Origin of the sequence: Paenibacillus roseus (assembly GCF_016424485.1) — a bacterium.
Taxonomy (GTDB): Bacteria; Bacillota; Bacilli; order Paenibacillales; family Paenibacillaceae; genus Paenibacillus_D; species Paenibacillus_D roseus.
Map to the genome: position 1 here is coordinate 82,215 of NZ_JAELUP010000117.1, position 20,111 is coordinate 102,325.

General features: G+C 49.3%; 19 protein-coding genes and 1 pseudogene. 4 read left to right on the forward strand and 16 right to left on the reverse strand.

The window, feature by feature from the left end; translation table 11 throughout:
* Positions 1–67: 67 nt before the first annotated feature.
* The 10 genes from pduL to JFN88_RS23175 all read right to left on the reverse strand — a co-directional run bounded on the left by pduL (position 68) and on the right by JFN88_RS23175 (position 11,709).
* On the reverse strand, positions 68–637 hold the full coding sequence (gene pduL / locus JFN88_RS23130) for a phosphate propanoyltransferase (RefSeq protein ID WP_199021716.1): 570 nt from the start codon (positions 635–637) through the stop codon (positions 68–70).
* A gap of 130 nt (positions 638–767) precedes the next feature.
* Positions 768–1,634, reverse strand: a complete 867-nt coding sequence (locus tag JFN88_RS23135; protein WP_199021717.1) for a 2-oxoacid:ferredoxin oxidoreductase subunit beta — start codon at positions 1,632–1,634, stop codon at positions 768–770.
* Between the two features lies 1 nt (position 1,635).
* A complete protein-coding gene (locus JFN88_RS23140) occupies positions 1,636–3,369 on the reverse strand; it encodes a 2-oxoacid:acceptor oxidoreductase subunit alpha (RefSeq protein ID WP_199021718.1) in 1,734 nt (577 codons plus the stop codon).
* A 325-nt stretch (positions 3,370–3,694) separates the two neighbouring features.
* Positions 3,695–4,660, reverse strand: a complete 966-nt coding sequence (locus JFN88_RS23145; RefSeq protein ID WP_199021719.1) for a dipeptidase — start codon at positions 4,658–4,660, stop codon at positions 3,695–3,697.
* 245 nt (positions 4,661–4,905) lie between these two features.
* Positions 4,906–5,166, reverse strand: coding sequence for a stage V sporulation protein S (locus JFN88_RS23150; RefSeq protein ID WP_199021720.1), 261 nt, complete (start codon positions 5,164–5,166; stop codon positions 4,906–4,908).
* Positions 5,167–5,398: 232 nt separating this feature from the next.
* On the reverse strand, positions 5,399–6,193 hold the full coding sequence (locus JFN88_RS23155; RefSeq protein ID WP_199021721.1) for a TIGR00282 family metallophosphoesterase: 795 nt from the start codon (positions 6,191–6,193) through the stop codon (positions 5,399–5,401).
* Positions 6,194–6,639: 446 nt separating this feature from the next.
* Entirely contained in the window at positions 6,640–8,184 is a 1,545-nt protein-coding gene (gene rny / locus JFN88_RS23160; protein ID WP_199021722.1) for a ribonuclease Y, read from the reverse strand.
* A gap of 272 nt (positions 8,185–8,456) precedes the next feature.
* Complete coding sequence (locus JFN88_RS23165; protein WP_199021723.1) at positions 8,457–9,158, reverse strand: RecX family transcriptional regulator; 702 nt, start codon at positions 9,156–9,158, stop codon at positions 8,457–8,459.
* Positions 9,159–9,317: 159 nt separating this feature from the next.
* On the reverse strand, positions 9,318–10,379 hold the full coding sequence (recA, locus tag JFN88_RS23170) for a recombinase RecA (protein WP_199021724.1): 1,062 nt from the start codon (positions 10,377–10,379) through the stop codon (positions 9,318–9,320).
* A 196-nt stretch (positions 10,380–10,575) separates the two neighbouring features.
* Positions 10,576–11,709 (reverse strand): M20/M25/M40 family metallo-hydrolase, encoded by a 1,134-nt coding sequence (locus JFN88_RS23175; protein ID WP_199021725.1) that lies wholly within the window; start codon positions 11,707–11,709, stop codon positions 10,576–10,578.
* Positions 11,710–11,788: 79 nt separating this feature from the next.
* Between JFN88_RS23175 and prli42 the strand changes: the two genes are divergently transcribed.
* A complete protein-coding gene (gene prli42, locus JFN88_RS23180) occupies positions 11,789–11,887 on the forward strand; it encodes a stressosome-associated protein Prli42 (protein WP_199021726.1) in 99 nt (32 codons plus the stop codon).
* A 9-nt stretch (positions 11,888–11,896) separates the two neighbouring features.
* On the opposite strand, the gene lipB is transcribed toward prli42, so the two are convergent.
* The 4 genes from lipB to JFN88_RS23200 form a co-directional block, all read right to left on the reverse strand.
* The gene (gene lipB, locus JFN88_RS23185; RefSeq protein ID WP_199021727.1) at positions 11,897–12,589 is read right to left on the reverse strand and encodes a lipoyl(octanoyl) transferase LipB; all 693 of its coding nucleotides are present in this window, start codon (positions 12,587–12,589) and stop codon (positions 11,897–11,899) included.
* 27 nt (positions 12,590–12,616) lie between these two features.
* Positions 12,617–13,897 carry a dihydrolipoamide acetyltransferase family protein gene (locus JFN88_RS23190; protein WP_199021928.1) on the reverse strand — a complete coding sequence of 427 codons (1,281 nt, stop codon included), beginning with the start codon at positions 13,895–13,897 and terminating at the stop codon, positions 12,617–12,619.
* Between the two features lie 158 nt (positions 13,898–14,055).
* Positions 14,056–15,042, reverse strand: a complete 987-nt coding sequence (locus JFN88_RS23195; RefSeq protein WP_199021728.1) for an alpha-ketoacid dehydrogenase subunit beta — start codon at positions 15,040–15,042, stop codon at positions 14,056–14,058.
* Positions 15,043–16,074 carry a thiamine pyrophosphate-dependent dehydrogenase E1 component subunit alpha gene (locus JFN88_RS23200; protein ID WP_199021729.1) on the reverse strand — a complete coding sequence of 344 codons (1,032 nt, stop codon included), beginning with the start codon at positions 16,072–16,074 and terminating at the stop codon, positions 15,043–15,045. It abuts the gene before it with no gap.
* A gap of 184 nt (positions 16,075–16,258) precedes the next feature.
* Here JFN88_RS23200 and JFN88_RS23205 point away from each other — a divergent pair, with 184 nt between their 5' ends.
* Positions 16,259–16,432: a hypothetical protein gene (locus JFN88_RS23205; protein ID WP_199021730.1), complete on the forward strand. Its 174-nt coding sequence runs from the start codon at positions 16,259–16,261 to the stop codon at positions 16,430–16,432.
* A gap of 157 nt (positions 16,433–16,589) precedes the next feature.
* Here the strand turns inward: JFN88_RS23205 and lpdA are convergent, their stop codons facing one another.
* Positions 16,590–18,014: a dihydrolipoyl dehydrogenase gene (gene lpdA, locus JFN88_RS23210; protein ID WP_199021731.1), complete on the reverse strand. Its 1,425-nt coding sequence runs from the start codon at positions 18,012–18,014 to the stop codon at positions 16,590–16,592.
* A 178-nt stretch (positions 18,015–18,192) separates the two neighbouring features.
* On the opposite strand from lpdA, the gene JFN88_RS23215 reads away from it, so the two are divergent.
* The gene (locus JFN88_RS23215) at positions 18,193–18,492 is read left to right on the forward strand and encodes a DUF2627 domain-containing protein (RefSeq protein WP_199021732.1); all 300 of its coding nucleotides are present in this window, start codon (positions 18,193–18,195) and stop codon (positions 18,490–18,492) included.
* 247 nt (positions 18,493–18,739) lie between these two features.
* Here JFN88_RS23215 and JFN88_RS23220 read toward each other — a convergent pair.
* Positions 18,740–18,907 (reverse strand): annotated as a pseudogene (locus JFN88_RS23220) (sporulation initiation factor Spo0A C-terminal domain-containing protein); the annotation flags it as partial.
* 125 nt (positions 18,908–19,032) lie between these two features.
* On the opposite strand from JFN88_RS23220, the gene JFN88_RS23225 reads away from it, so the two are divergent.
* A complete protein-coding gene (locus JFN88_RS23225; protein WP_199021733.1) occupies positions 19,033–20,067 on the forward strand; it encodes a tyrosine-type recombinase/integrase in 1,035 nt (344 codons plus the stop codon).
* The last annotated feature ends 44 nt before the right edge of the window (positions 20,068–20,111 follow it).

Below are 20,111 nucleotides of genomic sequence, written 5' to 3' on the forward strand. Positions count from 1 at the left end.
GCCCCAAAGGGCAAAGCATGGTTTTTCGTGTGGAATATAGGCATTGCATTTGCATGTTCGACAAACGCTAATCGAGAATAATTGCAGTATCTCCTGTTTTCGCTCCTGCAGCGTTAGCCTCATCCGTATCAATATGCATATCCAGAGCAAAATCCGAAGACACACGGGCGATGACATTGTCCAAAATCAGACCGCGCTCTCCCTCAAGCTTGACTCGGAGAAGCTGCTTGTCGACAATGCCCCATTTCTCGGCATCAGAGGTGTGAAAGTGAATATGGCGCGCAGCTACAATCACGCCCTCCTCCAGCACAACCTCGCCAGCTGGCCCCTGGATGGTAATGCCGGGTGTCCCTGCAATTGAACCGGATTCTCTAACCGGAGGATTCACACCAAGCGCAAACGCATCGGTACGGGAAACCTCAAGCTGTGTCTGCTTGCGCGCAGGTCCTAGAATGCGCACCTTGCCGAAGCTGCCTTTGGGACCGACAACTGCAACGGTTTCATTCGCGGCGTATTGTCCGGGCTGGGAAAGAGGCTTCATCTCTGTCAACTGGTATCCAGCTCCGAATAGTTGCTCTACGTGCTCCTGGGACAAATGAATATGGCGGGCTGAGACACCTACAGGTACAGTTTTCATTGCTAATTTTCTCCTTTTTTTCTCTAAAAGTAAATGTACAGTATGGATCTTGATGGTCTTGCAAATCCGCGGAAAAAGGCATACAGGCTTATATAGCTGTATACCTCCGGGATGACTGAAACGAAACGCCTTATTTGAATTCAGACAGAAGCTTGTCAAACTCGTCGCTGGTCAGCTTCAAATCTTGGCGGGCGAGTCCCTCCGGTTGGAATCCGGCAATCAGGTCCTCGTAAGGTTTGCGCGCGGTATTTTGATAAATAAGTCCTGTGAGCAGTCCGTTCGTCTCCATAATCTTATTCATGGCAGCAATGCGGTTAGTCGGATCATAGTCTGGGAACTGGCTCAGATTCACGATATTTTCCTTAAACCAGTCGTACGTATTGACTTTATTGAAAGTCACACATGGGCTGAAAACATTAATCAGCGAGAAGCCTTTATGATTAAGACCCGCCTCAATCAGTGCCGTAAGCTGCTTCAGATCACTGGAGAACGATTGGGCTACAAAGGTCGCCCCTGCTGAGAGCGCAATCTCAAGCGGCGAGAGAACGGATTCAATCGAGCCTTCCGGCGTCGATTTCGTCTTGAAGCCCTCTGCGCTGCGCGGCGATGTTTGGCCTTTTGTCAGGCCATAAATCTGATTATCCATAACTATATACGTAATGTCAATGTTGCGCCGGATGGCATGTACGGTATGGCCCATCCCGATAGCGAATCCGTCGCCGTCACCGCCCGATGCGATAACTGTCAATTCACGATTGGCGAGTTTGACCCCTTGGGCGATTGGCAGGGCGCGGCCATGGATGCCGTGCAGACCGTACGCATTGATATACCCGGAAATTCGCCCCGAGCAGCCAATGCCGGAGATGACGGCCAGATTCTCCGGCTCCAACCCGACATTCGCAGCCGCACGCTGAATCGCGGCCTGAATGGAAAAATCCCCGCAGCCCGGACACCAGTTGGGCTTGACATTATTTCTGAATTCCTTGAATGTGGCCATCTTAGTTCAACTCCTTGCAGGCTGTATAGACTTCGAGAGGCAGGAACGGATTCCCGTCATATTTGAGCAAATGATGAATTTTATTCCCGTAGCCCGCATTCATTTTAATTTGGGAAGCAAGCTGGGCAGTTGCGTTATTTTCAACGACGATGACTTTCTTCGCTCTCTCCAGATACGGAGCAAGCAGGTCTGTCGGAAACGGATGAATCTGGCGGATTGTCACTTGCCCAGTCGCAACGCCATCCTGCTCAAGTCTGGCTCTTGCCTCATCAATCGTGCCTCCGGTTGAGCCCATGCCAATCAGCAGCAAATCCAGCTCCTCATGGTGTGCCTCTACACGGATAGCGTCGCGAATCTGAAGACCCTTGATCTTGCCAAGTCGCTTATCCATCATTTTTTGGCGGTTGACTGCATTCTCGGACGGGCGACCGCTCTCATCATGCTCAACGCCGGTCACATGGTGCAATCCGTATTTCTCGCCCGGCAACACGCGCGAGGATACGCCGTCTTCTGTAAACTCGTACCGTTTGAACAGCTCGTTCGGCTCCAATTCCAGCGCATCGTGGACGAGCTTTCCGCGCTCAATCTTGATCGACTCGTAGTCCAGCGGCTCGCAGGATTGCTTGCCAAGCGATAGTTGAAGGTCAGTCATGACAATGACGGGCACTTGATACTGCTCGGAAACGTTGAACGCTTCCACAGTGTCATAGAAACAATCTTCAATCGTCGCCGGAGCAATAACGACCTTCGGAATTTCGCCGTGTGTCCCGTAGACCATCGCATTCAGATCAGACTGCTCCTGCTTGGTCGGAAGTCCTGTAGACGGGCCTCCACGCTGGGTGTCGACAATGACAAGCGGCGTCTCGGTCATGCCCGCCAGGCCGATGGCCTCCATCATCAGGGACAGGCCCGGGCCTGCCGATGCCGTCATCGTGCGGACACCCGCGTAATTTGCGCCGATTGCCATCGTAACCGCAGCAATTTCATCTTCCGTTTGAACAACAGTACCGCCGAACTTCGGCAGCTTCTTGATCAAATACTCCATGATCTCTGAAGCCGGGGTGATCGGATAAGCCGACATGAGGCGGCAGCCTGCGGCAACAGAGCCAAGCCCAATCGCTTCATTGCCGATCATGAACAGCTTCTGCTTGCCGTCCGCTGCTTCCAGCCTGAACTCTTCCAGCGGTCCTCCGGCCAGTTCCAGCACAAATTCCGATCCACGCTTGACGGCCTCCACATTCTTCTCTACAATCGCAGGGCCTTTGCGTCCGAATTCTTCCTCCACCGCTTTATTGAACACCTCAAGCGGCAATCCGAGCAATGCCCAGGAAGCCCCTGAAGCGACCATGTTTTTCATTAAGGATGTTCCAAGCTCTTCTGCGATTGAGGTGATCGGTACCGGGAACAACCTCGCTTCCACACCTTCCGGCAGCACCGGATTGAATTTGGCATCCGCAACAACGACGCCGCCCGCACGAAGCTCATGAGCATTCAAATCAATGCTTTCCTGGTCGAAAGCAACGAGAATATCCAGATCATCGGATATCGCCCTGTGGGGCTTGGTGCTGATCCGAATTTTATTATTCGTATGGCCTCCTTTAATGCGGGAAGAAAAATGGCGGTAGCCATACAAATAATAGCCCAGCCGATTCAATGCTGTTGAGAAAATACGATCCGTACTTTCAACGCCCTCCCCTTGTTGTCCCCCGATTTTCCAAGACAATTGACTAATCAAAACGCCCATCTCCTCTTTTTGGTCGACATTCTCTGAAATTGTGTCATTCGTTTTATAAATCTATTGATTTGGAAGAGGCGAACCTCTCCAGCCTGAATTCCATCAGCCCAGTCGAATGCATTCGTTCATACCATCATGAACCGGATTTGTCGAAATGTACTTTACGTTTAAAAAAGTTCGCGTTTCGCATAATCCTATCTAAATAACGGTCACATAAAATTTTATGTCCCTTGCCTGTAAAATGCAAGGTTTTTAAATGATTTCCTTGATTAAAGCCGAAATCAGCGTTTGGCTTCTATATGAATTGAACATTCTTTCATCCAACTTATATCGAATGAGAAGAATTGGATGGCAGATGGCTCTCCAGAAATTGAATCGCATTTTTCCCAAAAAATCCGGCTATCTGCTCATCTGTATAATACGGCTGCATCGCTTCGGCCAGCCGCGGCGTCTCTCCTGGATGAGAAAGTCCGGCAATATGGGAGTCAATTCCATCATAATCAGAACCCAGCATCAGATGTGACGCGCCGCCAAGCTCGCATACGTTCTCGATATGGCGAATAACATCTGTTACCGTTGCCTCTCCTGACTTGCGCACAAACCACGGCACAAATGTAATTCCGATCCGTCCGTCCACTGCAATGATCGCTCTGATCTGGTCATCCGTCAAGTTGCGAGGGTGGTCGCATATCGCGCGTGAATTGGAATGCGAGGCAATGAACGGCTTGCTGCTCAAATCAGCAAGCTCCCAGAAGCCTTTATCCGTGAGGTGGGAAACATCAAGCAATATTCCAAGCTCATTGCACAGCTTGACCAAGCGTCGTCCTTTTCCGGTCAACCCTCCCTGTCTCGGTTCCAGCACGCCATCAGCAGCCCAATTCGCATGGTTCCACGTTAGTCCGATCGAGCGGACACCCAGATGGAACAACACCCGCAGCGCACTGAAGTCTTCTTGCAGGCCGTCCACCCCTTCAAGCGTAAGCAAAGCGCCAATTCGTCCTGCTTGCTGGGCCTCATTGATATCCCGGGCACTGCAGATCAGCTTGATTCCTGGGTGTGAGAGGATGCTGCGGTAAAATAAATCGACACTGCGCAGCACAGGCCGCAGTCCCCGCTCCATATGCTCCGGTATATAAATGGCGAAGGCTTGTATGCACCCGCCAGCCTGCGCCAGACGTTCATATGTAACGTCCAGTTTCCCTGTCGGGTCATTGTCAAAGGATAAGCTCTCGTCACCCAGCAGCTTGCTTAGCACATCGCAGTGAAAATCTACAAGCGGATCATGTTTCATACCGATCAGCCCCCCGAAGTCAGTTTAATTAAACAAACAATAGCAGCGGCAGATGACTCATCCACGCGCTACAGTTATCCATCCACACAAAAAAACCTGCCTACGTATGTGTAAACAGGTTGGCACTCTCGGCCAAACGATTGCAGCCATTATTGCATAGCCGCCTCGATAGGCGCAGAAAATAAGCGGTCTTGTCTATTCAGAATTATTTTATGTTGTAGTGCCTGTCAAGCTACAATCCAACCTTATCTTGGCTCAACAATCAGCTTGATGGCGGTACGATTTTCCCCGTCTATCACAATATCTGTAAATGCAGGAACACAAATCAGGTCTACCCCGCTTGGGGCCACAAATCCACGGGCAATTGCTACTGCTTTAATCGCTTGATTCAATGCACCAGCCCCGATTGCCTGCAATTCAGCAGCGCCGCGTTCACGTAATACGCCAGCCAGCGCACCAGCAACAGAATTTGGATTGGACTTTGCTGAAACTTTTAATACCTCCATGAAAAGTACCTCCTCGGGAATGATGAATGAATTCCACTACTTATTTCTATTCGAGAGAGGAATAAAAATTCCTTCTTTTTAAGGTAACCTTTCAAACTGTTCTGAATTGTCGGACGATTCTGATGATATGCTCCCAGCGCCCGACTTATGCACAAAAGCCCACCTCCCAAGGCAAAGCCTGTGGAAGATGGACCGTATATTCCAATATTGTATGCACATACGGATTTCTGAACTACAGCATAAGCAGATCTTCTTGCACCCATCTGATTTTGCTAATGGATTTGGCTTTGCCTGTCGCATCATCGAGATCGGTTAATATGGCGTGGAAATGCCATTCACCCTCATCGGCAACAAATCTGCTGGGCATCTGGGTGAGAAACTTGTACTCTACCGCTTTCCGCTCCATTCCCAGCACGCCCTCCCGGGAGCCTACCATCCCCACATCGGTTAAATAAGCGGTTCCTTGCGGCAATATGGTATCATCATTCGTCTGAACATGAGTATGTGTACCGACTACAACAGACGCTCTGCCGTCCAGATACCATCCCATAGCAATCTTCTCCGAGGTAGCCTCAGCATGAAAATCTACAAGAATATGTTTCGTCTTCGATTTCAACTCATCCAAAATCTCATCCGCCTTGCGGAACGGGCAGTCAATTGGCGGCAGAAATACGCGGCCTTGTAAATTGATGAGGCCAAGCTCCTTATTGCCTGCCTTAATAATCGTGTATCCCAGCCCAGGCGCCTCCGGCGCATAGTTGGCCGGACGGATCAGACGGGGCTCATCATCAATCCATTCGAAAATATCCTTGTTATCCCACGTATGATTGCCCATCGTAATCCCATGAACGCCCCAGCTAAAAAAATCCCGGGCAATGGCTCCGGTAATCCCGCGGCCGCCTGCGGCATTTTCACCGTTGGCTATAATAATGTCGGGATGATATTTGGACTTCAATGCTGGAAGAACCTGTTTCATCGCATTTCTTCCGACATTGCCAACAATATCTCCAATAAACAAAACCTTCATTCGGTACCTTCCCTCTATCCGTCCCTTGACGATTTACAGCTTTGCAGCCCATTGCAGCCACCCTAGCCTATCTATATAAGTTGAACGAAAGAATATCAGGCAGGGCCTGCGTGTGAAAGATTCTTCCGATCGCTGTTGTTCGGATTTCTTGAACGAACAGGACATAAAGGGGAAATCCGGGAACAAGGGCGAGCGCTTCGCTTCTCCAGAATCCCTTCACACTCCGGCTATCTACTTCCGTTTCTTTAGTTCAGCTTAGTAAAGAAATTTAAAAAGTGGCTGATAATCAGCCACTTTCTCAAAATATACGTTTATAGGCTATTGCTTTTGCCTTCTGCACTACTTGTATTTCCTGGTTAGATTTGGCTGTCGCCGCGATGGCGGCAACAGCTCGTACATTCTGTATCATGTTGAAACGACCGTTCAACCACCTGTCAGCATGTTCACTATTTGGCGTATTCAACAGCTCGAGTTTCCCGGATAACCGTTACTTTGATGTGACCTGGATAATCCAGTTCGCCTTCGATTTTTTTCGTAATATCACGAGCCAATCGGAAAGCTTCCGTATCATCAATTTTCTCAGGCTGAACCATGACGCGAACTTCGCGTCCGGCTTGAATCGCGTAGGATTTTTCCACACCTTCAAATGATTCCGAAATTTCTTCCAGCTTCTCCAGACGCTTGATATACGTCTCCAGCGTCTCTCTTCTTGCCCCAGGACGGGCAGCAGACAAGGCGTCAGCCGCGCCAACCAGCATTGCAATAACGGAGGTAGCTTCGCAGTCCCCATGGTGGGAAGCAATACTATTGATGACAACAGGATGCTCCTTATACTTCTTCGCAAGCTCCACGCCAATCTCAACATGGGAGCCTTCAACTTCATGGTCAAGAGCTTTACCGATATCATGCAGCAAACCAGCACGTCTGGCAAGCGTAATATCTTCTCCCAGCTCAGCTGCCATAAGTCCTGCCAGGTAAGCAACCTCCATGGAGTGCTTCAACACATTCTGACCATAGCTTGTACGGTACTTCAGGCGGCCCAGAATCTTGATCAGATCCGGGTGCAGTCCGTGTACGCCCACTTCAAAAGTAGCCTGCTCACCGTATTCACGGATACGCTCGTCCACTTCTCTGCGGGATTTCTCAACCATCTCTTCAATGCGCGCCGGATGAATCCGACCGTCGGCAACCAGCTTCTCCAGTGAGGTACGGGCAATTTCACGGCGGATCGGGTCGAAACCAGACAAAATGACCGCTTCCGGCGTATCGTCAATTATCAGATCGATACCGGTCAATGTTTCCAATGCTCGGATGTTGCGTCCTTCACGGCCGATAATCCGGCCTTTCATTTCCTCATTCGGCAGAGAAACGACGGAGACAGTCGTCTCTGCAACATGGTCAGCCGCACACCGCTGAATGGCCAACGAGATAATGTCACGCGCCTTCTTGTCAGCTTCCTCTTTGGCTTGCTGCTCAATTTCCTTAATCAATTGCGCTGTTTCATGCCGCACTTCCTGCTCCACATTCGTCAGAATTAAGTGTTTGGCATCCTCCATTGTGAGGCTGGAAATACGCTCTAATTCAGAAATTTGCTGCTTGTAAATCGAGTCAATCTGATCTTGGGTTTCCTCGATTCGCTTCTCCTTGTTGGCAACTTGTTCTTCCTTGCGTTCCAGCGCTTCTATTTTCTTATCCAGCGACTCCTCTTTCTGCAACAGTCGTCTTTCTAAACGTTGTATTTCATTACGACGCTCACGAATGTCTTTTTCAGCTTCGGACCGGAGTTTGTGGACCTCGTCTTTTGCCTCAAGAACCGTCTCTTTCTTTTGCGCCTCCGCTTCTTTCTTCGCGTTTTCAACGATTTGGACAGCAGCTTGCTCGGCACTTGAAATCTTGGCCTCGGCAATCGACTTTCGAATAAAATAACCAATCGCAACCCCTAAGAATATCGCGCCAACAACGAGAACGATCGTGATCCAGATATCATCCATCTTTCTCACCTCCTCGTTGCATTCACCAAGGCAAACGCTTGGGATGTTATTGGGTTTTCAAAGCCGGTTTTCAAACCGTTCATCGACATACGTAGGTATTGACGAAATCATCCATTCAAATCAATTTTTGGAAGGAAAACTGATTTAAAATAGAAAGGAATACAAACTTATTTTATCTTTTGATAAATTCAATTGTCAAGCATTAGCCCCGACTTGGAATCGGGTCTGACCTGATACTTCCTTCAAGAATGGTGGAATTGCAAATCTATGGATCAATCCATCCATTCTTCATCATAACTATCTCCTTCATCCGGAGAAGCTATAGCGGCTGCTTTGACAGCTTCCCTGACGACGCCTGACGGGTATCCCTTGCGCATAAGGAACATAGCCAGCTTCCTCTTTCTGTCCCGCATCTCTCCCTTGAGAAAGCCCCACTTTCTGCTAGCTGCCCTTATTGCCGCAGCCAGCTCAGCTTCCTCATCCAGTTCGGATACAGCCTGTGCCGCTGCTGTCTTGGAGACACCGCGCTGCTGAAGCTCCTGCTTGATGGCCAGCCTGCCTTTGGCATGGTTGCGCAGACGCTGTCGCGCATACATGCGGGCATATTCCCGGTCATCAATCGTCTTTTCCGCCTCCAGCCGGTCCGCAATCTGTTCAATCAGCTCTGGCTCCAACTGCTTGCGACTGAGGTAACGTTCGATTTCCTTGCGTGTCCGGGGCTTCGTGCCCAGATAGGTTATCGCCAGCGCATAGGCGCTTTGCCTCCGGTCTTCCCGCTTGATCTCTTCGAGTTCGACTCCTGTGAGCATGCGTCCCTTGATCAGGCGGTACTGAACAAGAATATCCTCGTGAACAGAAAGCAGAGGCTCCTGCCGGCTCTCTGTGCAAATCAGGAAACGTCCTTTCTGAAGGACATCCTTGGCAATGGCATCAATTTGATAGACCTCCTGCCCATTTCGTCCTCTCGGCTCCACAATGCTCCCCCTTGCGATGTACAAAATTGCTTCTAAAATTGGGATGAAAACAAATATAGCTCTGAAATTCCCCTGATGAAGAGAAAAGCACCCGGCTAAGGTGCTTTTCTCCTATACAATTAAATTATATTATACATGGCTGTCAACAAAATTCGGAATTTAGAACAATTCTTCTTCCAAATCTCCCTCATCCTCGTTTTGTCCATTGCCAAGCGATGCGGCCGCGACCGCCTGCTCCGACAATGAGCTTGCATTGCGTACTTCACGCTCAATCACTTCAGCGACCTCCGGATGATCCTTCAAATACTGCTTCGCATTCTCGCGGCCCTGTCCAAGACGCTCGCCATTATAAGAGAACCATGCGCCGCTCTTCTGTACGATATCCATATCGGTCCCGATATCAATCAGGCTCCCCTCGCGGGAAATGCCTTCCCCGTACATGATGTCAATTTCCGCCTGCTTGAACGGAGGCGCCACTTTGTTTTTCACGACCTTGATGCGTGTGCGGTTGCCTACCATATCATTGCCCTGTTTAAGCGTCTCCACACGCCGTACATCCAGTCTGACGCTGGAATAGAACTTAAGCGCGCGCCCGCCCGGCGTCGTCTCCGGATTCCCGAACATAACGCCGACTTTCTCGCGAAGCTGGTTGATGAAGATCGCGATTGTCTTGGACTTGTTGATCGCCCCTGACAGCTTGCGGAGCGCCTGGGACATCAGACGAGCCTGCAGACCAACGTGAGAGTCTCCCATCTCGCCTTCAATTTCCGCCTTCGGAACGAGTGCGGCTACCGAGTCAATGACAATGATGTCAACCGCGCCGCTGCGTACAAGCGCCTCGGCAATCTCCAGCGCCTGCTCCCCCGTGTCCGGCTGCGATAGCAGCAACTCATCGATATTGATGCCAAGCTTTCTTGCATAAAGCGGATCAAGCGCATGCTCTGCGTCGATGAAAGCAGCTTGTCCGCCAATACGCTGAACCTCCGCAATCGCATGAAGCGCTACGGTTGTCTTACCTGACGATTCCGGACCATATACTTCAATAATTCTTCCTCGAGGATATCCGCCGATTCCTAGTGCAATATCTAAAGCGAGCGAACCGCTTGGAACAGTCTCGACCTGCATGCCGGCGTTCTCGCCTAGTTTCATTATGGAGCCTTTACCGAATTGTTTCTCTATTTGGCGTAATGCCATCTCAAGAGCTGCGCGACGATCTGACAAACAACTCACACCCTTCACGATTTATAATCTAATTTTACCTTGTTTGTTCCCCTTTGCCAAGCTTTTTTTCGAACATACATTCGTTTTTTTATTCCCCCTCCCATAGAACGTAAAAAACCGCAGCAAAGCTTGGCTTCGCTACGGTTCTTCCGGATGGTTCAATTATACCCCAGATCGGAGGGCTGGCGCAATTCATTTATGCCTTCAGCTTGCCAGCCTCTGTAATAAGCTCGACAACAAGACGGGAGGTTTTAACCAAATCCTCCACCTTGATTTGTTCCTTGGTCGTATGAATATGCTCGTAGCCAACCGCCAGGTTTACCGTCGGCACCCCGAGACCGTTAAAAATATTCGCGTCGCTGCCGCCGCCGGACGGGAACAGTCGAGGCGTTCCACCGATTTGTGAAATGGCTCTTTTGGCGACCTCTACCACCAGATCCCCGTCGGTAAAGTTAAATGCCGGATAAATAATTTCACTCTCGAACACCGCTTCTGCACCATAGTCCTTCGCAGCGCTCTCCAGCGCCTGCTTCATAGAATCGATCTGCTTATCCAGCTTCTCTTGGACGATACTCCGGGCCTCTGCGTCGAGACGGACATGGTCGCATACGATATTCGTTGCGCCGCCGCCCTCAAAGCGGCCGATATTCGCCGTCGTCTCCTTGTCGATGCGGCCGAGGGACATGCGGGATATCGCCCTTGCCGCAACCTGAATCGCGCTGATGCCGTCTTCCGGATTTACGCCCGCATGAGCGGATTTGCCGATGACCTGCATGGTGATTTTCGCCTGGGTTGGCGCAGCTACAGCGATATCCCCAATTTTGCCATTAGAGTCGAGCGCGTAGCCAAATGCCGCCTCAAGCCGGGCAGGGTCCATCGCTCTTGCGCCGTACAGCCCGGCTTCCTCTCCGACGGTTATGACGAATTGCACATCGCCATGCTGAAGCTTTTGCTCCTGAATGACTCTGATAGCCTCCAGCATCGCTGCAATCCCGGCCTTGTCGTCACTGCCAAGAATCGTTGTCCCGTCGCTGCGAATATAGCCGTCCGCATCCAGCTGAGGCTTAATGCCATTGCCTGGGGTTACGGTATCCATATGGGAAGTAAAGAAAATCGGCGGCGCTCCATCTACGCCATTGGCCGGAAGCTTGATAAACAGGTTGCCTGCTCCATGGCCCGTTACTGCCGCGGTGTCGTCTTCCTCGACCTGAAGTCCGAGCGCGCCAAATTTCTCTTTGAGCACCCGGCAAATTTCCTGTTCATGAAGTGTCTCGCTGTCCACACGGACCAGCTCCATGAATTCTTCTACCAAACGCTTTTCTATGATCATTTGACTTCCCTCCGTCCGTATAAATCGTATACAATAGTAAAATAGTTGTCCTTATTATAACCGAAAGGAGACCGCAGTAATGCAAAACAACAAATGGGTGAAAATAGTGGTCTACCTGATTATTGCCTCCATGCTGCTATCTACGCTGGTCATGAGCCTGGGAATGTTGTTTTTCTAATCCCAGACTTCAAGCTTTCACAAGCTCCGGTAAGGCATAGCCGAAGTTGCGGCAAAAATGGGGGAGCAATTCTTTAGCGGCCCGGTCCAGCGGCATCTCCTGCCCTGTCAAATCAGCAAACGAGGTGACACCGTAGGTTTGAATGCCGCATGGAATAATACCGGCAAATCCCTCTGACGAGATGCCCGCCTTCAGGTTAAGCGCAAAACCATGGCTTGTCACAAAGCCGCGGCGCTGTCTGCACTTGTTGAATTTGACACCGATGGCGGCGATTTTCAAATCTCCGACCCAGACTCCGGTAAACTCCTGCTTTCGGCCGCCTTCAATGCCGTAACCGGACAACCAATCGATAATGACCTGCTCCAGCGTACGCAAATAGCCATGCAAATCCAATCCCACTGCATCAAGATAGAGCAGCGGATAGCCAACCAGTTGGCCAGGGCCGTGATACGTAATATCGCCGCCCCGGTCTATCTGGTAAAGGGCAATGCCTTGCCTCTCCAGCTCTTCCTTGCTTAACAAAAGATGCTCGGGATGTTGCTGCGACCCGATCGTATAGGTCGGCGGATGCTCCAGCAGCAGCAGCCTGTCCCCGCTTTCACCTTTGTCCATACGCTTAACAATTTCCTTTTGGAGTTGCCAGGCCTCCCCGTAATCGAGGAACGGAATAAACTGTGCATCCAGCGATTTCGATTCTTCCATGGCTGTCCCATCCTTTTTGCCTGAAGTTTAGTACAACGTGGTTTCCGAATTATAGCTTTCCAAATTATCTTTCACACGCTGCAGGAAGCGTCCACAGATGACGCCATCCAGAATTCTGTGGTCCAGAGAAAGACAAATATTGGCCATCGAGCGTACGGCAATCATATCGTTAATCACAACAGGACGCTTCACAATCGATTCAAAGGTTAAAATAGCTGCCTGCGGATAGTTAATAATCGGATAAGACAAAATAGACCCGAAGGAACCGGTGTTGTTAACCGTAAACGTTCCTCCTTGCATATCGTTGAGCGTCAGCTTGCCATCGCGCGTCTTGCGTGCCAAATCGTCAATCTCCCGGGCAATTCCCGCGATATTTTTCTGATCGGCATTTTTGATGACTGGGGTCAATACGGAATCCTCGGTACCAACCGCAAGCGAAATGTTAATGTCACGCTTAACAATGATCTTGTCGACTGCCCAGACGGAGTTCATAATCGGGAAGTCCTTGATCGCATTGACGACCGCCTTCATCAAGAAAGCAAGGTAAGTCAAATTCACGCCTTCGCGCTTCACGAATTCATCCTTGAGCTTGTTGCGCAGGATAACTATGTTCGTGACGTCGACTTCGATCATCGTCCAGGCATGAGGAATTTCCGTTACGCTTTGGCGCATATTTCGCGCAATCGCATTGCGGATCGGGGTAACGTCGATAAAATATTCACCGCGGCCAGGAATCGCCTTTTCAATCTCGATTTGTGGTATTTTTGGTGTTTCAGCCAAATGCAAGCCAGTCGTCCGCACGGCAAGCTTTGGATCCATATTTACGGCCCGAGCCTGTACAGTCCCCGACTTTTTGCCGGATTCTACATAGGAAAGAATGTCCTTACGTGTAATTCTCCCGCCCAATCCGCTGCCTTGAACCTGAGCCAGGTCTATTCCATGCTCAGCGGCCAACTGCTGTACGGCCGGCGACAGTCGACTGCGCATACTGCGTTCAGTTGATTGCTCCTCGCTGCTCTCCGCAGCATTGCGGCTGCCGGACGTTTGCGTCTGATTGACAGCAGCATCCGAAACACTCTCATCGCTGTCCGCAGTTTCAATGAGGCAAATAGGGGTGCCTACATCTACCTTTTCCCCGTCTCCAGCTAAAATTTTGACCAACTTTCCCGTCACGGTGGACGGGAGCTCCGCGTTGACTTTGTCGGTTAAAATTTCGCAGATCGGTTCGTATAATTCCACTGAATCGCCCGGCTGCTTGAGCCATTTGTCAATTGTGGCCGATACAAGTGATTCCGCAAGCTGCGGCATTATGATTTCTATTATTTTACTCAAAAATTTCACATCCCCTAACCTTCAGCTGAAAAGATGCGCACGGCTCCGGCGGCCAAGCTTCACTAAGGAAAACGCGAAGCAGGGAAATTCAATGCTGAATTTCCGTCTGGGAGAAGGGCGCAGCCTTAGACTGTTTAGTACATTGCCAAATTGCGCATGGCTTCCTTTGCTTTTTCCTTGTTAAGCATGAAAAACTTCTCGCTCGGCGGGTTAATCGGCATCGCCGGCACATCCGGTCCGCAAAGCCGCATGATTGGCGCATCCAGCTCGTATAGCAACTCCTCGGCAATTATAGCCGCTACCTCCGCACCGACGCCGCCTGTTTTGTTATCCTCGTGAACGATCAAAACCTTGCCGGTCTTTGTGACAGCTGCGCGAATGGCATCCTTGTCAAGCGGCTGGAGGGTGCGCAAATCGAGCACATGAGCCTGAATACCTTCTTCCTGCTCCAGTTCTGCAGCCGCCTCCATGACATAATGCAGCGGCAGGCTGTAGCCGATTACGGTAATATCCTCGCCCTCGCGCAGCACATTTGCCTTGCCAATCGGAACGATATAATCATCATCGGGAACTTCGCCAGTCACCAGCTTATAGCATTTTTTATGCTCGAAAAACAAAACCGGGTCGGGATCGCGGACGGCAGCCTTCAACAATCCCTTCGCATCATAAGCCGAATATGGAGCTACAATTTTAAGCCCCGGTGTTCCGAAAAAGACCGATTCCGGACATTGCGAATGGTACAATCCACCGAAAATCCCGCCGCCGATTGGCGCCCGGATGACTACCGGACAGCTCCAGTCATTGTTGGAGCGATAGCGGATTTTGGCTGCTTCGCTAATGATTTGATTCGTGGCCGGGAACATGAAATCCGAATATTGCATTTCAGCAATCGGCTTCATCCCATACATCGCCGCGCCGATAGCCACCCCTGCAATAGCAGACTCCGCCAGTGGCGTGTCGAGAACACGGTGTTGGCCGAATTGCTCCATTAAACCCTTGGTCGTCGTGAAGACGCCGCCTTTGCGTCCGACATCTTCGCCTAGTACAAAGACGTCTTCGTCACGCTGCATTTCTTCCTTCATTGCCAATCGAATGGCATCAATATATTCCATTACCGGCATTTACTTTCCCTCCTGGCCTTCAGAGTCGGCATATACATAGAGCAAAGTGTCCTCAGGAGCAGGAAACGGGGCCTTATCGCCGTAGGAGGTGGCATCATCAAGCTGCTCCCGAAGCTGCTTTAATAATGCCTGATTTTTCTCTTCGTCCCACAGACCGCAATCGATCAAATAATTCTGGAAGAACAAAATACCGTCTTTGTTGCGGTGCTCATCCACTTCCTCTTTCGTCCGATAGGCCAAATCATTATCCGAAGTAGAATGTGGCGATATCCGGTACGTCAGCGCATCGATCAAGGTTGGACCCTCACCGCGAACGGCGCGCTCGCGCGCTTCTTTGACAACACGGTATACTTCCAGCACATCGTTACCATCTACTTCGATGCCAGGGAAGCCGTATCCCAGCGCGCGATCGCTGATTTTGCCCGCGCTTTGCTGATGGAACGGGGTGGAGATCGCATAACGATTATTTTCGCACATGAAAATAACCGGGAGCTTATGTACCCCAGCAAAGTTACAGCCTTCATGGAAATCTCCCTGGTTGCTCGAACCATCGCCAAACGTAACAAAGGATACAAACGGTTTATTTTTCATCTTCGCCGCAAGCGCCAGCCCCACTGCATGTGGAACCTGAGTCGTAACCGGACTGGAACCTGTAACGATACGCAGCTTCTTGCTTCCAAAGTGCCCCGGCATTTGGCGTCCCCCGCTATTAGGGTCCTCCGCCTTCGCAAATACAGAGAGCATCAGCTCACGCAGCGTCATGCCAACGGAAAGTACGAATCCGTAATCGCGGTAATAAGGTAAGAAATAATCCTGTTCCCGGTCAAGCGCAAACGCAGCGGCTACCTGCGTCGCTTCCTGTCCAATCCCGGAAACATGGAAATTGATTTTGCCTGCACGTTGCAGCAGCATGCACCGTTCATCGAATACGCGGGCCATCTGCATCATGGTATACATTTCTATTACTTGCGAATCGCTTAATCCAAGCTCATGATGTTTAAAGGTCTGACCTACTGATCCGGAATATGTCATGGAGCAACCTCCTATCCGTAGTAAGAGACGAAAGCATGACCGTCTCTGATTCGTCCTGTACGCCAAGTTTATCACCTGGTACTAAGACTTGGTTGTATCAATTATAACGCGTTTGCCGGAAAAAAGAAACATAGCCTGTTGCCGCCTTTATAGACTTAAGCACGGCATGGAGAGGACTATATTGTTGAACGATCCCATTTGTCCAGCAGATCTAAGCGTAAACGGCTTTGCCGCCTTTGACGAGCAAAAACTTCGTTTCTCGGTGAAATATAACCAAATTTATGGCTCAACCTTAAAATCAGTGCTTGACAAACAGGAGAAAGCAGCGAAGGGCAGAGGAATTCTGGAGAAACGATAGTGCTCGCCTTTAAAGCCCGATTCCCCTGCAAACCTCATTAAATAGGAATCCGGCTTTAACAGCGATCGGAAAAATCCTCTGCTCCGTAGCGTTCCTCGCCTCCCTAGAGGTCAAACTAATTTTGGTTTTTGAGCCCAATTTATAAATGCTTATATTTTTAAAAAACGAATGAATCGCCATTTACAGCAAGCGCAGCTTCTCCTAAAGCTTCCGACAAAGTTGGATGCGGGTGAATCGTCTGCCCGATCTCCCATGGCGTAGCTTCCAGCACTTGAGCCAGCACAGCCTCGGCTATCAGATCTGTAGCATGTGGGCCGATCATATGGACACCGAGTACATCGCAGGTCACCTCATCCGCCACAACCTTTACGAATCCGTCTGTCGCACCAAGCACCCGTGCTTTGCCAAGCGCTGAAAAAGGAATTTTACCGATGCGGACATGATGTCCCTGCTTGCGGGCTTCGTGCTCGGTCAATCCGACAGAGGCAATCTCCGGGCGCGAATATACACAACGCGGCACTCTGCTTGCTACTAATGGCGCAGGCTTGTGCCCACATATATGCTCGGCTGCGATAATTCCTTCATGTGCTGCCGCATGAGCCAACTGCAGACCGCCAACAACATCGCCGATCGCATAAATATGAGGCTCTGTTGTCTGCATCATGCCATTGATTTTGATAAAGCCATTGGCGAGCTGAATATCTGTATTTTCAAGCCCGATCTGGTCGGCATTTGCTTCCCGTCCAACCGATACGAGCATTTTTTCCGCTTCAAGAACAACATGACCATCCGCTGTTTCGGCAGAAATACTTACAGTCCCGTTATCCGCATAACGACAAGAATTTGTATCCAGTTTGACACTCGTCAATATTCTCACCCCGCGCTTGCGGAGAATTCGCTCGAGTTCAACCGAGATGTCCAAATCTTCCCCTGGCAGTAAGCGCGAAGCGGCTTCCACCAGCGTTACATCTACTCCAAAATCGTTCATCATCGAAGCCCACTCCACACCGATGACGCCTCCGCCCACAATCAGCAGCGAACCAGGAAGCTCATTCAGTTCAAGCGCATCATCACTTGACAAAATGGATTTCCCGTCCGGCGCAAGCCCAGGCAAATGACGTGTTCTGGAGCCGGTAGCAATAATAAGGTTCGCCGAAACCACCGTTTCCATTTCACCATCAGCCAGTTCTACAGCCACTGCGCCGCTACGAGGCGAAAATATGGACGGCCCGATAATCCGGCCTTTGCCATTAATAATTTGAATACCGTGCTTGCGCATTAAATAATGCAAACCATTGAACAAATCCTCAACCGTTTTACGTTTTCGTTCCTGAACCGCCTCGTACCGCAGGGTAACATCGCTCGCAGTAATGCCATAAGCGTCTGCTTCCTTTACCGTATGATAAACCTCTGCACTGCGCAAAAGCGCCTTGCTCGGTATACACCCTTTATGCAGACAAGTTCCGCCAAGCTTGTCCATTTCAATGATTGCGACTTTCTTTCCGAGCTGTGCAGCGCGAATCGCCGCAGTATATCCCCCGGGTCCGCCCCCTAAAACGGCAACATCTACTTCAATCGTCATCCGAAAACCTCCAATTGGTATAACCTTGCTCCTTACTGTTCCTTATTGCTATTGTAACTGTTTTTACTGGCTATCGTAAACTCTATCCCGAATGTGCAACATGGACAGACGGAATGGAACAAGGTATCATAGGGATAATTATAATTGCAAAAGTTGTTTACGGTGGAGGAAGTAGAAAATGGGAGTTATTATTGCACGATTTATAGCCGTCCTGTTGCTTGTCATTCCCGGAGCAGCTGCAACGGTTGGCTTTTTGAAAATGAAAGATTCGGTTTTTAATTATTTTTCAGGTTTCGGGAATGACGACAAGCTGATTCATTCATTTGCATGGGGGCAATTTCTACTTGGATTTATACTGTTTTTTGCTGGAGTGAGCTTTATCGGAGGCTGGATTTTCTTTCGTGACCGGAAACGAAATTATGTGGCTCCGCGCTTCCGAAAAAAAAGAACAAGACCTGAGAGACAAAAGAGTCAGTAATTATCATATCCGAGAGCTACATACAGATGGACGGCTTCTGTTTCATGGAGCTATCCATCTTTTTTTAATAGTATGACTATTGACCATCTATAAACCGATGCCTGCAAGTCCTCATTAAACAAAGACCGCTTCTCTACTCACCTTGCGAAAGGCTAATAAAGAAGCGATCTAAGATGTACTCTATTCCAGTACATAAGGTATAAAATGCTGGCTGCGATTTTTTTTACTTTTCATAATTCTTACTCTCTCACGACACCTTGTGCTCAATCCGCAACTTATCCGCAACCATCGCAATGAATTCACTGTTGGTCGGCTTTGACTTGCTGATATTGATTGTGTAACCAAACAAATGCGAAATGCTGTCGATGTTGCCGCGCGTCCACGCGACCTCGATCGCATGACGGATGGCACGCTCGTTTGCACTTTCCTACGTAATTTCATACGGTCAGTTTATCGCAATGCCTATAAGTTTTTGTATTTTTCCGCGGTAGTTTATTGGAGCAATCAGCGTAAATTTAGCGCTATGGAGGGTACCGGTAAATGTCTAATGAAACCCCTAAGTTTTTATTCGCATCAAAGCCGAAATATAACAGGAGCGTCGACTTGGAAACGCAACTATCTATGTTTCTAGAGGACAAACGGCTTGAACGTAAGTCAGACAGAACGATTAAGACGTACAAGCAATCAATTAATCAATTTATTAAGTGGTACAATGAAAATGGTAAGCCCGGGCTTACCAGTGAGACTATCCGAAATTTTACACATTACCTGACTTTCAAAAAGGTCAAATGGGATGACCACCCCACTAATAACAGCGAACAAGTCGGTATAACTGCGCGTTCGGTAAATAACATAACGCGAAATCTAAAGGTTTTCACTAATTACTTACTGGCAGAAAGAGTGCTCTCAGAATCACCATTCAAGGGAGTTAAAAAGCAAAAAGAAAACAAAGATACATTTGAAATCTTTACTGATGAAGATGTTGAGAAACTCCTTGAGGGTCCAGTTAGGGGAGTATACACCGGTTTTCGAGACTTTTGTATGATGTTGGTGTTACTTGATACTGGGGTACGGGTTGGAGAGTTAGTCAATATACTTATATCAGATATAGATTTTAGACTTTTCCAAATAGTGATACGTGCGGAGACATCGAAGTCTAAGATGACTAGAGTAGTACCAATCTCCAAACGAACCGCGAAAGAATTGGAGAAGCTAATATCGTATATGAATCTCGATGATGATAATAATTACCTTTGGCTAACCCAATTCGGACATAGATATTACGGAGAAACATTTAGTAAAAATTTGAAAATTTACGCCAAAAGAGTGGGAACGATAAGCGCACGCGTAAGTCCGCATACTTTCCGTCATTACATGGCCGTTTCATTCCTTCGGGGTGGCGGAGATTTAGTTGCTCTTTCTCGTATACTGGGACACGCCTCAATAGAAATCACACAGATATACGTTAAGTACACCGGCATAGATATAAGTAAACAGCACGACAAGGCATCGCCTGTTGTCCGCCTTTTCGAGAAAGGAAACGAAAAGAAACGCGGTAAGCTTAAATTTAAATGACGTCACGCGTAATCCCGCCAAGCCCTCGCAGGCAAAGCGGGATT

Bases quoted from the DNA above. Each gene is read 5' to 3' on its own strand.
- pduL (WP_199021716.1), bottom strand. From the start codon at position 637: ATGAAAACTGTACCTGTAGGTGTCTCAGCCCGCCATATTCATTTGTCC.
- JFN88_RS23135 (WP_199021717.1), bottom strand. From the start codon at position 1,634: ATGGCCACATTCAAGGAATTCAGAAATAATGTCAAGCCCAACTGGTGT.
- JFN88_RS23145 (WP_199021719.1), bottom strand. From the start codon at position 4,660: ATGAAACATGATCCGCTTGTAGATTTTCACTGCGATGTGCTAAGCAAG.
- JFN88_RS23150 (WP_199021720.1), bottom strand. From the start codon at position 5,166: ATGGAGGTATTAAAAGTTTCAGCAAAGTCCAATCCAAATTCTGTTGCT.
- JFN88_RS23155 (WP_199021721.1), bottom strand. From the start codon at position 6,193: ATGAAGGTTTTGTTTATTGGAGATATTGTTGGCAATGTCGGAAGAAAT.
- rny (WP_199021722.1), bottom strand. From the start codon at position 8,184: ATGGATGATATCTGGATCACGATCGTTCTCGTTGTTGGCGCGATATTC.
- JFN88_RS23175 (WP_199021725.1), bottom strand. From the start codon at position 11,709: ATGATCATAGAAAAGCGTTTGGTAGAAGAATTCATGGAGCTGGTCCGT.
- prli42 (WP_199021726.1), top strand. From the start codon at position 11,789: ATGCAAAACAACAAATGGGTGAAAATAGTGGTCTACCTGATTATTGCC.
- lipB (WP_199021727.1), bottom strand. From the start codon at position 12,589: ATGGAAGAATCGAAATCGCTGGATGCACAGTTTATTCCGTTCCTCGAT.
- JFN88_RS23190 (WP_199021928.1), bottom strand. From the start codon at position 13,897: ATGCCGCAGCTTGCGGAATCACTTGTATCGGCCACAATTGACAAATGG.
- JFN88_RS23195 (WP_199021728.1), bottom strand. From the start codon at position 15,042: ATGCCGGTAATGGAATATATTGATGCCATTCGATTGGCAATGAAGGAA.
- JFN88_RS23200 (WP_199021729.1), bottom strand. From the start codon at position 16,074: ATGACATATTCCGGATCAGTAGGTCAGACCTTTAAACATCATGAGCTT.
- lpdA (WP_199021731.1), bottom strand. From the start codon at position 18,014: ATGACGATTGAAGTAGATGTTGCCGTTTTAGGGGGCGGACCCGGGGGA.
- JFN88_RS23215 (WP_199021732.1), top strand. From the start codon at position 18,193: ATGGGAGTTATTATTGCACGATTTATAGCCGTCCTGTTGCTTGTCATT.
- JFN88_RS23225 (WP_199021733.1), top strand. From the start codon at position 19,033: ATGTCTAATGAAACCCCTAAGTTTTTATTCGCATCAAAGCCGAAATAT.